The organism is Microcoleus sp. AR_TQ3_B6, assembly GCF_036702785.1.
In the GTDB taxonomy this organism is placed as follows: domain Bacteria; phylum Cyanobacteriota; class Cyanobacteriia; order Cyanobacteriales; family Microcoleaceae; genus Microcoleus.
In genome coordinates this window covers 82,788-97,997 of the sequence record NZ_JAUBVJ010000010.1, presented here as the reverse complement: position 1 = coordinate 97,997, position 15,210 = coordinate 82,788, and the positions used below count along the sequence as shown (strand labels likewise).

Below are 15,210 nucleotides of genomic sequence, written 5' to 3'. Positions count from 1 at the left end.
AAATCGATTGACTGGCAACCCACGGGGGGTGAATGAGCCGGCACATCGACCAAGTTGTTAGTTGATTAAGCAGTCCTGAACGCAGAACCTAATTAAGCTGCTTTGCATCTAATTAGACAGTCAATTTTTCTACAATTATTGTGGGACGGGCAGGAGATCCCGTCTCTATATTAAATTTAGATGCTCTGCAGCTTATGCAGGGTGCTGGGCGCGCACCTTACCGGTATAACTACTGGCTTAAACCATTTTTTCCGTAAGTCATGTTAAAAACAGAATTGAGAAACCGGGTTTCTCAATTCTGCGTCTGTTGGAGGTTTAATTAAATTGATTTACTTAACCTTGTCAGAATCGACATGATATGATATTATTTGCGATAGCACAACCGCCATCAAATTAATTGGTAGTGCGGACGGCAGTCCTAGTAGTTTTATGAGGAGCTAAGTCATCACTACAAACGTTATAAAGGTTATTTTTTCCGGGCATGATACGATCATACTTTAGATAGCGTGGCGCACTGAGTTAACCAAGGTGCAATTAGATTAAATGAACTCAATGAACGCAACAAATTAAATTAAATTAAGGTACGAGAATTGTGGAAATTAATCAGCTACTGTTCATATTGATTGATGTGGTGCTATTGGCGATCGCCCTGATCCTTCTAATTCCCATTACAGTTCTATTTCTAGAATGCAGTGCAGCTTTCTTGTCCGGCTTCCGCCCCACAGGGGAAACTAAAGCGCCCCGCCCCAAAGTAGCAGTTTTAATTCCCGCCTACAACGAAGCAGCAGGAATTGCCGCCACCCTGGACACCATATTGCCGCAGCTAACACCTCAAGACCGCCTGTTAGTGGTTGCTGACAACTGCACGGACGCCACGGCAGAAATCGCCCGTAACTGCGGTGCAAGTGCGATCGAGCGCCAAGACACACAACGCAAGGGCAAAGGATACGCACTGGATTTCGGCTTGCAGTCGCTCGAATCAGACCCCCCAGAAGTAGTCATCATGGTGGACGCAGACTGCATTTGTCAGCCAGACTCTATAGAAAAATTAGCCCGTGCTGCACTTGCTTCCAAACGACCAGTGCAAGCAACTTATCTCATGGAACAGCCGCCCAATCCTACTCCGAAAGATTCGATTTCTGCTTTAGCATTTCTCGTGAAAAACTTAGTCCGTCCCAGCGGATTAAAACAGTTAGGATTCCCATCATTACTAACAGGAACAGGCATGGCTTTTCCCTGGTCGATAATTCGATCGGTTTCTCTAGCCAGCAGCAATATTGTTGAAGATATGCAAATGAGTTTGGATTTGGCGATCGCCGGACATCCAGCCGTATTCTGCCCCGAAGCCAAAGTCACAGGGTGTTTGCCGCAGCTTCAGCAAGCCGCTAAAACTCAAAGAACCAGATGGGAACACGGTCACTTGCAGACGTTGCTAACTCAAACTCCCAGGCTGGCTACAGCTTCTATCGGGCAAAAACGTTTTGACTTATTGGCGATCGCCCTCGACTTGTCAGTCCCTCCCCTATCGCTTTTAGTCACCATCTGGGTAGCTGCTTTTGCCACCTCGTTACTAGCAGCAACCTTTGGAACATCCCCGATTCCCGCCGTCCTTTTAGCAGTACAAGGACTGCTGATTTTAGTTTCAATTGTCGGCGCTTGGGCAAAATTCGGGCGTGGCGATATTTCGGGAACAACTCTTTTATCTGTACCTTTTTACATCCTGTGGAAAATCCCTTTGTATTTGGGTTTTATCCTGAAGCGGCAAACCAAATGGGTGCGGACAGAACGGGATGTTTAATATTTAGATTGAGAGCGTTTAACCGCAGATCTCAGCAGCTCAACAGAGATGAACGCAGATAAAATTTTATCTGCGTTCATCTGCCTTCATCGGCAGTTAAAAAAATTATATAAAAAATTAAAAAAAGTTCACTGCTTTACCGGAATTTCAATCACAAACTCCGCCCCTTGGCCCGGTGCCGAAATGCACATGAGCTTCCCGCCGTGTTTCTCGACTACAATCTGATAACTGATACTCAACCCCAAACCCGTTCCTTTACCCACAGCTTTTGTAGTAAAGAAAGGGTCAAATACCCTCGATCGCACTTCCTCAGTCATACCGGCGCCGTTGTTAGCAATAGAAATTCTCACCCAATTTTTGTCGCATACCTCAGTCCGAACCACAATCTTGCGCTCAAATCTTGGAGATAAAGGATTTTCGAGGCTAGCAGTTATTTCCTCCAGCCCCACTCTTAACTCTACTGCATCGATCGCATTGCTCAAAATATTCATAAACACCTGATTTAACCCAGAAGCATAACAAGTTACCTTCGGCAGTTGACCGTACTCTTTAACTACCTCAATGGCGTGTCCGAGTGCATCCTTTTTCAACCGGTGCTGCAAAATTAGCAGAGTCGAATCAATCCCGGAGTGAATATCCACTGGTTTCATCTCGGCTTCATCAAGCCGTGAGAAATTCCGCAGCGACAGCACAATATTGCGAACGCGATCGACCCCAACCTGCATAGATTGCAGGATTTTAGGTAAATCTTCTTGAATAAAAGGGAGCTCAATCTCTTCTGTTGTAGCAACAATCTCAGGATTAGGATCCGGGTAAGACTGCTGGTAAAGCTTAATCAATCCCAGCAAATCCGAGCTATATTCGCTAGCGTGCATGACATTGCCATAGATGAAATTAATCGGATTATTAATTTCGTGTGCAACCCCCGCCACCAACAGCCCCAAAGAAGACATTTTTTCAGTTTGAATTAGTTGAGTCTGCGTCGAGCGTAATTCGGACAAAGTAACTTCCAATTGTGTCGCTTTTTCTCTCAACTGCCTCTCCGACTGTCGCAAAGCATCCTCCGCTAACTTGCGATCCGTAATGTCCTGTATCGTCCCAAATAACTTAATCACCTTACCGCCATTAAAAATAGCTTGGGCCTTAACATAAATATATCTGACAGCTCCATCAGGGCGCAAAATTCTCATCTCATACTCGCGAGGATTTCCTAACTGACTAATCCCCTCTACTTGCTTTAACCACAACTGTAGGTCATCTGGATGAATTTGCTTCCTGTGTTCTAAAATAGTGGGTTCTGGTAGCTCAGGGTCAAGACCAAAAATTCGGAATACTTCCTCAGACCAAGTTAATTTATCCCCCTCCAAATCAAATTCCCAGTTGCCGAGGTGCGCCAGTTTTTGAGCTTCTTGCAGCTTAGCTTCTTTAGTCTTTAGTTCCTGCGTGCGCTCTTCAACTCTCACCTCCAGCGTCCGCGAATAATCCTCCAACTGTTCCTTAGCCTCCGACAAATTAGCAACAAGTACCGCATTTTCTAAAGAGATAGCCGCTTGAGAAGAAAGAATTTTCAAAACCTCCAACCGAGTTGGAGAAAACGCTTCAGTAGCTAAATTATTTTCTAGATAAAGGAGGCCTACGAGTTTGCTTTGATTCAGAATAGGAGTACAAAGCGCAGATTTCACTTGCTGCTTTTTAATATAGGGGTCATCTGTAAATAGACCTTCCCTAGCAGCCTGACTTAAAACTACATCAGAGTGCGTTTTTTCAACATAATTAATCACCGTTATTGGCAAAACCTCTGCAGGAGATACTCTAGGGCATTGCTCAACTGCAACAGCCGAAGACTCCACCGCTGCCGCTGCTTTAATCAGCAATTTTCCTTCCTTGGGCATCAGGAGAAAACCTTTTTGGGCCCCAGCATTCTCAATCACCATTTTCATCAACTTTTCTAACAACTTATCCAGCACAATTTCGCTAGCTAGCGCTTGAGACGCTTTCACAACAGTTGTCAAATCTAATAAACTGCTGTGACTGCTGATAGTGGTATAATTAGTGCTAGTAATAGTTCGATAGCCACTAGATTTGACCGCTGATGCAGGGGGTAAAGACACCGGATACTCTGACTCCAAATCTTTGACCTTGGCGGTTGCTCCCCAGTGAATATAGCCGTAGTAAGCCTCTCTCAGATAACTCTGAGCCACTTTGTTTCGACCCTTAGCCCAATAAAATTCTGCCGCCCGTTCATTTGCTAGCGCTGCTTCATGGATGTATTCATTCATCGAGGCTCCTTTTACCGCTCGATCGTAATACAGACCAGCTTTTTCATCTTGTCCCAATACTCGCGCTTTCTCTGCCTCTACTAAGTCATATTTGTGCTGATAATTTCCCGGACTGTTCAAAGCCCACTGCTTCATTTTTTTCTGAAGCGAAGCCACTTCTTTTAAATGTTTTTTCTGTTCATTTTTGGCAACTATGGGATACAAAGCTAATAGCGCTAGGGAATAGTAAAAATTGTGGATGGGAACATACATCAGACCCATTGCAGCCTGAGAGTAATTTGAGGCTGTCCTGGCATATTCCGCCGATTTAACATAATCTTTAAATAAATAGCTTAACCACGATTTATATAAAAAAACTACAAATATTATCATATCATTTTGACTTTTATTTAAGGCGATCGCCATCGTTTCTTCATTAAATATCTCGCCAACTAACAGACAAGGATTAGCTGTTTTACCTTGCAAATTTAAGACAACTTGTGCCCCGACTCTGGCTCGATCGAGTATAAATTCACTCTTATAATTCACTAACATTTGAATATATTGACTCTGCTTATTTTTCACAGACTCCAGAGGTTCCCCCCTCAACAATATATAATTGCTATAAACACTAGCACAATAACAAGCATTGTTGACATCTCCCGTTTCTAGTCCACTCTGAATACCCTCCAGTAAACCCATAAGACTTTCCCTGATCGGCTCAGACCAGTGGTCGATAAAAGCATTAAAAATTAGTGAGATTAGAGAGTTATACAATTTGGTCTGAAATCTCTCTAAAAGTTCCTTAGCCATTTGACCGTATCGGTATCCAGAATCCATATCTCCTAACACTGCAGAGTGGATCGTAGCATAGTAGGCATACCCGACACTAGACAGCGGCGCATTCCCGTATTTAAGAGAAAGAGCAACCATTTTAAATACGAGTAGTGGGAACATATCTGGTGCTACTATAAAAGCAGCCGAACCCATATGCGTTAAAATCCGTAGAGTCGCAATTTTATTAGCATCAGTCATTTCTGGCAACTCAGCTAAATCCTCAATCCGTTTGTTTCCCACAGCTAATTTTGTCCGTATTAGCCACATGAAAAAAGTTAATTTATTGGGTTTTTGAGGAAGAGCGACTCCCAGCAGTTTCAAAGCTTCTAGACCTATATCTATGGAAGCTTGGTATTGATTTTGCTTAAAGTAAAAAATAAGTTTTAGCTCGTAAGCTTTGACTTTTTCGAGCAAATTTTTGGCGCGCGCTATAATAACCTCTGATAGCTGGAACGCTCGATCCAACTCGGTATTTATATAGGACAATTCCAGCGCTTTGGTATGCAGTTCCATGATTAAACCATAGTGACTCTGCCAAGCTCTATCGGGTAGAAGTTCTAGACCTACATTAAAATATTTAAGTGCTGCTTCATAGGCGGCAGAACTCTTAGCTTTCTTACCTGCTATGAGATTAAAGTTAGCTAGTTCATTTCGCTTTTCCTGATTTGTGATGAATTCGACGCCCATATTAAGTTGGTTGACAATATCAAAGATATTTTCTGCTATCTCCGATGGCGGAGTTGAATTCAGCAGCAGGAAGCCGATTTTTAAGTGGGTTTGTTTTTTCTGGGAGTCAGGGATGAGAGAATAGGCGGCTTGCTGTACGCGATCGTGCAAAAACCTGTAAGATATTGGGTGTTGAGGGCCACTCCCAACTCCCTCCCCTTGCCGTCGTCGCTGGGAGTCGATTTCCTCAACCAGGGGGATTTTGTAAGCATCCCTCATTGGCAGAATTAAACCAGCTTGAAGCGCCTCCCATAAATCAGCCGCGGTTTCTGAGCCTGGTTTTTCCGTAACAATTGCCAAATTGTCTAAATTAAAATGGTTGCCGATACAAGCAGCTAATTTTAATACTTGCTGCGTCTCCTCCGGCAGTTGTTGAAGCTTCCGAGCAACTAATCCAACCACACTGTAATCTACAATGCCAGCGGCTTCAATTTTCGTGATGTCCCACTGCCACGCACCAACTGTGAAATTAAATGCTAACAGCTTTTCTGAGTGCATGGTTAAAAGCAGTTGAGTTAGAAAAAATGGATTTCCGCCAGTTTTATTAAAAATTAACTCGGCCAGGGACTGAAAATTTTTGGTTTCATTGCGCAAAGTATCGCCCACTAGCTGCGTGACACTATTCAACTCTAAACATGGGATAATAATGTGATGCACTGCTGCATCAGTCTCTTGAATATTTTCTAAAGTTTGAACTAAGGGATGAGCCGAATTAACTTCGTTATCTCGATAGGCTCCTATCAGTAAACAATATCTGGTATCCAAGTCTGTTACCAGTTCCTGAATCAATTTTAAGGAAGCTAAATCTGCCCAATGCAAATCATCTATAAATAGAACGAGGGGGTGTTCTGGTTGGGCAAAAACCTTCAAAAATTCTTTAAACAATCGATTAAAGCGATTGTGAGATTCTGTCGGTTCCAATTGTGGAACAGCAGGCTGCGAACCAATTATTAGTTCGACAGAAGGGACAACATCAATAATAATTTCACCGTTTTGACCTAGTCGCGACAAGAGCTTTTCTTTCCAAATTGCCAACTCTTCTGAGCTTTTTGTTAATAACTGCTGCATTAATGATTCAAACGCTTGAGTTATTGCAGCATAAGGAATACCCCGCTTAAATTGGTCAAACTTGCCAGCAATAAAATAACCCCGCTGCCTGACAATTGGTTTGTGGATTTCATTGACAACAGAGGTTTTACCGATGCCTGAGTAACCGCTTACCAACACCATCTCTATTTTCCCAAAGCTGACTCGCTCGAATGATGCCATCAAATCAGCGACTTCTTGTTTGCGGCCGTAGAGCTTTTGGGGAATCAAAAATTGACCTGATTTATCAAGGGTTCCCGGAATGAAATTTTCTATTTTGCCCGTAGTTAGAAGTTGAGTTAGACAATTTTCTAGGTCGGCTTTTACTCCAAAGGCGCTTTGATATCGGTCTTCCGAATTTTTAGCTAATAGTTTCATTACAATGGATGAAACTATCTGCGGGACTTGATTGTTTCGCTGATGGGGAGAAAGTGGTGTCACCGCAATGTGGCTGTGAATTAATTCTCGGGTGTCGGTGGAGTTAAAAGGCAACTCTCCTGTCAGCATTTCATAAAAAGTGATGCCGAGAGAGTACAAGTCTGTTCGGTAGTCAATATCCCGGTTTATTCGACCAGTTTGCTCTGGGGATATATAGGCTACAGTGCCTTCTAGCAGACTGGTATTGCTATTTTGGTGAACCTCTCTCGCTAGGCGGGTCGCTATGCTAAAATCTGTAATTTTTAGTTGTTGAAAATCTGGTGTAATGATAATATTTGAGGGTTTAATATTTTTGTGGATAATCTGGTTTTGATGCAATTCTCCGAGAGTTTGAGCCAGTTGAATAGCCAGCGGCAAAAACTTCTCAAGTGTCATAGTTTTACCTGCGATATGGTGGCTGAGAGATTGACCGCCGCAGTCTTCTAAGATCAGAGCGAAACTGTTTTTATATTTTTCTAAGCTATAGGGTTTAATAATGCCTTTGATTTTGAGATTTGAGCTAATTTTGTATTCATGTCTCAAGCGGGTAATTTGTTCTATTGTGGGATACTCGCTCTGGAGTGTTTTAATGATGACTGACGCTCGATCGGATTCCCTGACTCCGCGATAAATGATGGACTTCACACCAAGTTGAACAACTTCTGTGATTTGGTAACCGGGAAGTGTATTCATTGCTTTTATTCTCAGACGAAGTGTTAGATAGCTAAAATCGCGCTTGATTTTGACAAGGGCACGAGCCTGGTGTACGTAAATATTTTTGCTACTAACTATAATTTTTTATACCTTCAGGTATAGTTAATTACTGGTAGATTTTGTAGATGCGGGATGCCTAAAGGTTTAGAGGGTCTAGACGGGCCGACAGCAGAACCTCTGATTTGAACTGCGACGTAATCATGTACGGTCTCACATCTGACCGAGTAGATTGCCATAGTGTAACAAATTCTGTGAGGTTGAGGGCACACATGAGCGACAGAGCCTTATGAATTCAAGGTTTAGCTCGATGTTTGAGCCTTGTCACCCAGAACGAATGGGACGCCCTGGGCTTGAAAACGCAGGTTTAGGCGATCGAGAACACAATTTAATATGACTTCGATCGCAAACAAGCATGATTCAGATCGCAAGTGGAAATTGATCGGCTTGGTAGCATATTTTCATTATCAGGTGTATCATTTGGAACAGTCGCCCAATCATACTCCGAAAGATTCCATTTCTGCTTTAGCATTTCTCGTGAAAAACTTAGTCCGTCCCAGCGGATTAAAACAGTTAGGATTCCCATCGTTACTAACAGGAACAGGCCTGGCTTTTCCCTGGTTGATAATTCGATCGGTTTCTCTAGCCAGCAGGAATATTTTTAAAGATATGCAAATGAGTTTGGATTTGGCGATCGCCGGACATCCAACCGTATTCTGCCCCTAAGCCGGAGCCACCGGGTGTTGGCCACAGCAGCAGCAAGCAGCTAAAAGTCAAAGAACCAGATGGGAACAGGGACACTTGCAGACGTTGCTAACTCAAACTCCCCGGCTGGCTACAGCTTCTGTCGGGCAACAGCGTTTTGACTTATGGGCGATCGCCCTTGAATTATCCGTCCCACCCCTATCGCTTTTAGTTGCTATTTGGCTAGCCGCTTTTGCAGCATCCATACTAGCAACAATTATCGGAGCATCCCCGAATCCTGCGATATTGTTAGCTGTATAAGGACTGCTAATTTTAGTTTCAATTGTCAGCGCTTGGGCAAAATTCGGGCGGACCGACATTTCCGGTTCAACTCTGTTATCCGTACCTTTTTACATCCTGTGGTAAATCCCTTTGTATCTGGGTTTTCTCCTGAAGTGGCAAACTAAATGGGTACGGACAGAACGCGATGTTTAGTATTCGGTAGCATTCGGTAGGGTGCGTCAGCCAGATTTTCTATCCAACTCAAAAATCTCGTTTTTGACGCACTTGACCATAAATAAACGGCTGCAGAAAAAACTCGATAAACAAAAGAAGATTCCGATGAACAGTAAGAAGGGGTTGACATATATAAGCGATGGGCGGTATTTTTCGGTTAAATAAAGTATTACACAGCATCTGCGATACAATTATAAGTTATATGCTATTTTCTTGACTAGGGATTTATGCAAATATCGGAAGCCACACGTAAACATATTATTGACCTATTTTCGATTGAAAAAACTCATTGGGCGGGTAGTTTAAACGACTTAGAATTTCTACAGCGTCTGTTCAATCTTGAACCTTCAGATTCTAGGGATATTTGGAAACATTGCGTTGATAACGATGACTGGATGGACAATTGGGTTTTTACTGACCCAAGGTTTAATTTGCTTCATTGTGATGACAATATGTTTTTACGGTTTCTTTGCGAAACCATTCATCCTGTTGTTCGTATTGATGCAGAACAAATCAGGCGTTTAGAGCAGGCTTTTAACCTACTATTACGGGATCAAGGTTATGAAATCGTTTCCAACACGCAAATTTCTGGTCGTGCAGTGTATACAGCAAGAAGAATTTCACTTGGTGCGGAATCAAACCTTAGGAGCCTGAAGCAACATTTTTGTGGTACGGATACCCAATACGTTTTGAGCCAAATTAATCGGATGCAAAGTGCTATTGAGAATGACCCTATTTTGGCTATTGGTACAGCAAAGGAGTTGATAGAAACTATTTGCAAAACTATTTTGTCTGAACGAGGCCAGGAAATAGAGAATAATCTGGAGTTGCCCAAGTTAGTCAAGCAGACTGTTAAAGAACTAAAGCTGACGCCCGACGATATTCCTAACGAAGCTAAGGCGCGAGAGAATATCCAACGAATTCTCAGCAACTTAGCTACAATTACAAACGGAATAGCTGAATTGAGAAATAGTTACGGCACCGGGCATGGTAAAGATTCAAAAGCCAAAGGCTTAGGCTCTCGACATGCAAAACTCGCAGTAGGAGCAGCATCGACTTTAGCTGAGTTTTTATTAGACACACATAACGAACGTAGTCTATAAAAATCTCGCTGCACCGGAACGCCGCAAATAATCGGTTGAGGTGCAAGTGTTATCTACGTCCGGTGAGCGTAAACCTTAGGTTTCTCGTTTCAGGAGAAAACAGAATGATGCTTCAATATAGTTCAGTTAAGGCAATCCGACGGAAGCAACTAAACGACGATCGCGGCGACAAACTCTAGACAGGCTCTAATGTCTGTTTCTGTCAGTTCTGGGAAGTCGTCAATAATCTCAGTCATAGACATTCCAGAAGCCAGCCAGCCAAGAACGTCGTAAACCGTAATCCGCATCCGACGAATGCAGGGCTGGCCACCTCGCTTATCCGGCTCTATGGTAATGATGTCGCGATAGCTCATGATACAGGTAAAGTGTTTGCATCTACATTAGAGAAAAACATATCGGAAAATAAAAACAAAAAATCTGAAGCTGGAAAATTCCAACTTCAGACTTTTACTAACTCCCCGGGTAGGATTTGAACCTACGACCAATCGGTTACACTTATCCCAACGTTTCCGAAGGGGGCGGACTATTTCATCATCCCTACAAATCAATTTTGTGATCTGTCGTCGGATGTCAGGCGCTGTGAGATTTATCGGTTAGGCTCCTCATCTCTAGTCTCTGCACCTTTCCGGCTACTTGCGATCGCAACCGCTGCCTTTCGCCAGACTTGGCTCAAGATTGCCGCCACCCGAAGTGCTGCGGTTTCCTTGAATTCACCCGATTTTTCAGTACCCGTTACCGGATAGAGCTGCTATGTCACTAGGGCTTTTGGTTGATGCCAAAGGCTTGCATTCATTACAGCCGACCGCTCTGCCACTGAGCTACCGAGGATTGGGGGTTTTTGTTACCCACATTTACTAACAATAGCTGAACTTACTCGATTTGGCAAGGCCTTTGATAAACTTTTTTTTGTCATACCGCCACAGGGTTTCAGCAGCTAATGCAGCCCCATTCTCAACTTGGCGAGGCGCTTCTGGGATTCGGGATCGAGGGAATTGGCGAGAAAGCGACTGGAGTTGTGTTTGCGGGATTTGTGCTGGCGCTCGCTGCGGCGGGCGGTGGCTTCTACGTCAGCCGCTAGTTGTTCGGCGGACATCCATTCGGCACCGTAGCCGACTACGGTCAATTGTTGCGCTCGGTCTGAGGTGGCCACAATCATGCGGCTTTTGCCTTTGACCGATCGCAAGTCGTAGCGAAAACTAGCACAAGATTTTTCAATATAAGTATCTGCTGTCTGACCGAAGTCAGTGTAGTGCACCGATAAATTTTTAGTAATAATTTCTTTAACGCCGGGAGTATCTCGATAGTGGGCGTCAAACACCAGCCGAGCCTCAAAATCTTGAACAGCGCTGTAGTTAACTAAAACCTCTATTAACTCGCGGCGAGCTGTTTCGAGTTCGTCGCGATCGCGCTTCTCTCGGAGTCGAGGCCAAAGTCCAATGATGTTATAGCCGTCTACAAGTAAAACTGCTTGCGATACATAGGTTGACATGGTTCAAGGCTGAATAGCTCCAGCACATACAGGACATTATTTGCATTCTTCATCAAAGCTTTTGTTGCATTTTATTACAAATTGATGTGTAATTGCTAGGTTCGATCGCGGCAGCAGTCGATCGCGCGGAGTCAGAAACCCGATTTCTGCGTGGAGATATCGCCGCCGGCACGCCCGGATTTTTCTGAGAAACCAGGTGCGAGCAAGGCATTCGGCAAGATAATGGCGACAAAAACTCAACCCCCCAAAACCTAGGCGCCTGGGGTTTTGGGGGGTAATATCATTTCCGGTTACACCGTCCGTGATGTTGACGGTTGACTGTTGACTGTTGACTGTGAACAGTGAACCGTCAACAGTCAACAGTCAACAGTGAACTCGAATTTACTATTCCGATGCTAACGGATTTGATATAAGAGTTGTTCGAGCTTTGCAACCGATAAATTTTCGGGCTTATTCGGCAGATTGCAGGGATACGGGCGATCGTACAACTGTCGGCAGGGATATTTTCTCAACAGCAGGAGTACAACCGAGCCACTGCACCGACAACTGGGCAAACTGCTGCTCCTGGCCGCTCACGCAAAAACGAGTCGGCAGCGCAGTACCAGCATTCCGCAGCCCCAAAAGCTCCAACTCTTTGGCAGCGGCAGCCACCACCCGCACCGCAGGATCGATCGATGTCACCCCAGCGGGCAAAAGCGAGCGCAGCACAGGAGCCAACAGCGGATAATGAGTGCAGCCGTAAATCAGCGTATCGATGCGCTGCTGAATCAAAGGAGCCAAATATTCCCGAGCCACCTCACAAGTGTAAGGGTCGTAAATCCGGTTTTGCTCGACCAGCGGCACAAAAGCCGGACAGCTAACCTGCCACACCAGGCAAGAATCGTCCATCTCCAAAATCGCATTTCGATAAGCATTGCTAGCAGCCGTAGCAGGAGTTGCGATGACTCCGATCCGCTTGCCTTGCTGCACCGCAGCCTGCGCCCCCGGCAGAATTACTCCCAACACCGGAATATCAAACTCAGCCTGCACCATCTCCATCGCCAAAGCAGAACTGGTGTTGCAGGCCATAATCACCATTTTCACATCCTGTTCCACCAGCCAGGTCATAATTTCGCGGACAAACTGCACAATTTCCGACGGCGCGCGAGTGCCGTAAGGCAGCCTCGCCGTATCTCCAAAATAAAGTATCGATTCGTTGGGCAATTGTCGGTACAACTGGGTCAAAACAGTCAAACCGCCCACGCCGCTGTCAAAAATACCGATTCTTTTTTGTCCAGAGTCTGTTGTCATTTGTTAATTGTCAATAGTCAGTTGTCAATAGTCAGCAGGCATCAGTCATCAGTCATCAGTCATCAGTCATCAGTTATTAGTCATCAGTCATTAGTCTGACGGGAAAATTACCAATTACCAATTACGAATTACCAATCCCTCCGGCAATATATTATCTTTGTTGAAGATAAAGTAAAATGCCGCGAGCGATCGAAGCCGCCATTTGACTGCGGTAAGCTGGGTCAGAAAGCCTAGCAGCATCCTCAGCACCCGTGACAAAACCCACCTCCACCAAAACAGAAGGCATAGAAGTCTTCCTCAAAACATAAAATCTCGCCTGCCGCACCCGGCGGTCAGTCGCCCCCGTCCCCTGCAAAATACTGCCGTGAATCACCCGCGCCAAATCTTCGCCGTTATTGAAATAATAAGTCTCAATCCCGCTAATATCCGGCCGACTCATATTAATCGCATTAGCGTGAATGCTGACAAATAAACTAGCATTCACCCGTTCTGCCAATGAAACTCTGGGTTCCAGGTCGATTTCGCTGTCGTCAGTCCGAGTCATCACCACCTGCACCCCCTGCTGTTCCAGCAGCCTCGCCACCTGAAACGAGATATCCAAAACAATCTCCTTCTCCTGAATGCCCTGAATCCCGACTGCCCCCGGGTCGCGGCCGCCGTGGCCCGGATCGATCGTTACCACAGCGCGGCGGTTAGAAACCTCGGGCAAATCGCCGGTGCCGAGAGTCCTTCTCGGCAAAGGCTGCAGGCTGCTGGGAGTGCGAGTCAAAGGCGGCTGCGCGCTAGCATTCGATAGCAACTGCAAAGACAGCAACTGCGGGTTCGGCCTCGTCACCCTGCCTACCTGTACCCCCGATCGCGGCTGCACCCAAATCACCACAGTCTCCGCGTCTTCTTGGCTGGCCGTAAACGAGACAGGACTGTTGGCATCGAGCTGAGGAATTTGCCCCGCCAGGGAACTAGAGGCGATCCTGATCCAGTAAGCTCTCGACCCCTGGTCCCACCCGCTGCTATAGGAGACTTGGCGGTCAGTTCTCACCAACAGTTGCGTGCCGTTACTGCTTAAATCAATTGACTGAACTTTTGCTAAATTTCCTTGAGCTTGTCTCTGAGGAACAGCTACAGGTAGGGGGCGGCCCTGGGCTGGCTGCCGGCCGCCCAGGGGCAATAACATAACCCCGCCCAAATTGCTTACAGACGCCCGCCACTGTGTATTAGAACTCTTCATCCGCAAAGTCACGCGGGTAACGGGCGGGTCTGTTGGCAGTTGCCGAACTTCAATCTTGTCAACCCCGTGCTTGCCGTTCGTTTGAGGCTGCTGGCTGCTAGAGCCGGGTGCTAAAGTAGCTCCTTCAATATCGAGGGTAGCGATGTCCCCGGCCCGACTTTGTTCAAAATTAATTTGGGGGCGGCCGCCCTGGGTGCGGACTAAAAAACCGTCCGCCGTCACCTGAACGTTCTGAACTACAGTCGCCCCGGCCGACTGGGCGATGGGTGCTGAAGGTTCAACCGATAACCTTTCTCCCCCTGGCTCTGAAATGGGATTTTGAGTTCCTGCCCGCACCGGCGTTGGCAAATCCACTGTCCACTCGCTCGGAGAAATCCCCCGGAATTTTACTTGCTGGGGGTCTAAAGTAAACCCGTCTCTGATCTCGACCACAATTCTGGTCGTATCGGCGTCAAACTGCCCTACCCGCACCGATTCGATCGCCCCTGAGAGCGGTTTGCTGACCGAGGGACGGCCCAGACTCGTCCCCGGCAAGTCAATCACCAACCGCGTCGGGTTGAAAATCAGTTGAGCCTTGGGTTGTACTCCCCCGTCTGTTGTAATGTAGAGCCGGTTCTCTGAAGCATCAAACCGCCAAGATTGCAGTCTAGCTGCTTCGGCGGTCCCGGCGAGCAAAAATACACTTAAGAAACTCGGTAGTAGCCAGTGGAATTTCACGTCAGTTTTTTCCTCGTTTGCGTTACTGCCAAAAGCTGGAAGGGCGCTGCTTGCTCGGAAGGCTTTCAGCAGGCGGGCCGCCAGCAGACCGGGGGCGATCGGCCGTCAGTTGTTGGCTAATTTGACTTTTTTATGCGTTAACAGGCTCTGAAATGCCTGCTTCTGGCATTTTTGAACTTTCCCGTATACTTGGGGGCGATCGGTTATAAGGTGACTCAAAGATTGCTGGTACAAGGGAAGGTATTTATTTTTAGGAACAAGAAACAAGGCGTCTCTTGAAGCTAGAACGTACAATTTTATGGAGCTTCAGGGGAGGGGTTTCATAGCTCTTTAATATGGGCGAAGCTCGT

At 45.7% G+C, this 15,210-nt stretch carries 11 protein-coding genes; 4 read left to right on the top strand and 7 right to left on the bottom strand.

Annotated elements, in window-relative coordinates:
* The first annotated feature begins 592 nt into the window (after positions 1-592).
* A complete protein-coding gene (locus QUB56_RS07765; protein ID WP_332954513.1) occupies positions 593-1,798 on the top strand; it encodes a glycosyltransferase family 2 protein in 1,206 nt (401 codons plus the stop codon).
* Between the two features lie 128 nt (positions 1,799-1,926).
* On the opposite strand, the gene QUB56_RS07760 is transcribed toward QUB56_RS07765, so the two are convergent.
* A complete protein-coding gene (locus QUB56_RS07760) occupies positions 1,927-7,815 on the bottom strand; it encodes an AAA family ATPase (protein ID WP_332954512.1) in 5,889 nt (1,962 codons plus the stop codon).
* Positions 7,816-8,226: 411 nt separating this feature from the next.
* Between QUB56_RS07760 and QUB56_RS07755 the strand changes: the two genes are divergently transcribed.
* Positions 8,227-8,559, top strand: a complete 333-nt coding sequence (locus QUB56_RS07755; protein WP_332954511.1) for a hypothetical protein — start codon at positions 8,227-8,229, stop codon at positions 8,557-8,559.
* A gap of 92 nt (positions 8,560-8,651) precedes the next feature.
* Here QUB56_RS07755 and QUB56_RS07750 read toward each other — a convergent pair whose 3' ends face one another.
* Complete coding sequence (locus QUB56_RS07750; protein ID WP_332954509.1) at positions 8,652-8,897, bottom strand: hypothetical protein; 246 nt, start codon at positions 8,895-8,897, stop codon at positions 8,652-8,654.
* 363 nt (positions 8,898-9,260) lie between these two features.
* Between QUB56_RS07750 and QUB56_RS07745 the strand changes: the two genes are divergently transcribed.
* Positions 9,261-10,136, top strand: coding sequence for an abortive infection family protein (locus QUB56_RS07745; protein WP_332954508.1), 876 nt, complete (start codon positions 9,261-9,263; stop codon positions 10,134-10,136).
* Between the two features lie 149 nt (positions 10,137-10,285).
* Here the strand turns inward: QUB56_RS07745 and QUB56_RS07740 are convergent, their stop codons facing one another.
* The 5 genes from QUB56_RS07740 to QUB56_RS07720 form a co-directional block, all read right to left on the bottom strand.
* Complete coding sequence (locus tag QUB56_RS07740) at positions 10,286-10,489, bottom strand: DUF433 domain-containing protein (RefSeq protein WP_332954507.1); 204 nt, start codon at positions 10,487-10,489, stop codon at positions 10,286-10,288.
* A 581-nt stretch (positions 10,490-11,070) separates the two neighbouring features.
* Positions 11,071-11,625 (bottom strand): NYN domain-containing protein, encoded by a 555-nt coding sequence (locus QUB56_RS07735; RefSeq protein WP_332954506.1) that lies wholly within the window; start codon positions 11,623-11,625, stop codon positions 11,071-11,073.
* Positions 11,626-11,661: 36 nt separating this feature from the next.
* The gene (locus QUB56_RS07730) at positions 11,662-11,985 is read right to left on the bottom strand and encodes a hypothetical protein (protein ID WP_332954505.1); all 324 of its coding nucleotides are present in this window, start codon (positions 11,983-11,985) and stop codon (positions 11,662-11,664) included.
* Positions 11,986-12,075: 90 nt separating this feature from the next.
* A complete protein-coding gene (murI, locus tag QUB56_RS07725; protein ID WP_332954504.1) occupies positions 12,076-12,915 on the bottom strand; it encodes a glutamate racemase in 840 nt (279 codons plus the stop codon).
* Between the two features lie 151 nt (positions 12,916-13,066).
* Positions 13,067-14,860: an N-acetylmuramoyl-L-alanine amidase gene (locus QUB56_RS07720; RefSeq protein WP_332954503.1), complete on the bottom strand. Its 1,794-nt coding sequence runs from the start codon at positions 14,858-14,860 to the stop codon at positions 13,067-13,069.
* Here QUB56_RS07720 and QUB56_RS07715 point away from each other — a divergent pair.
* The gene (locus QUB56_RS07715) at positions 14,849-14,980 is read left to right on the top strand and encodes a hypothetical protein (protein WP_332954502.1); all 132 of its coding nucleotides are present in this window, start codon (positions 14,849-14,851) and stop codon (positions 14,978-14,980) included. The two genes, QUB56_RS07720 and QUB56_RS07715, sit on opposite strands and share 12 nt — an antisense overlap.
* The last annotated feature ends 230 nt before the right edge of the window (positions 14,981-15,210 follow it).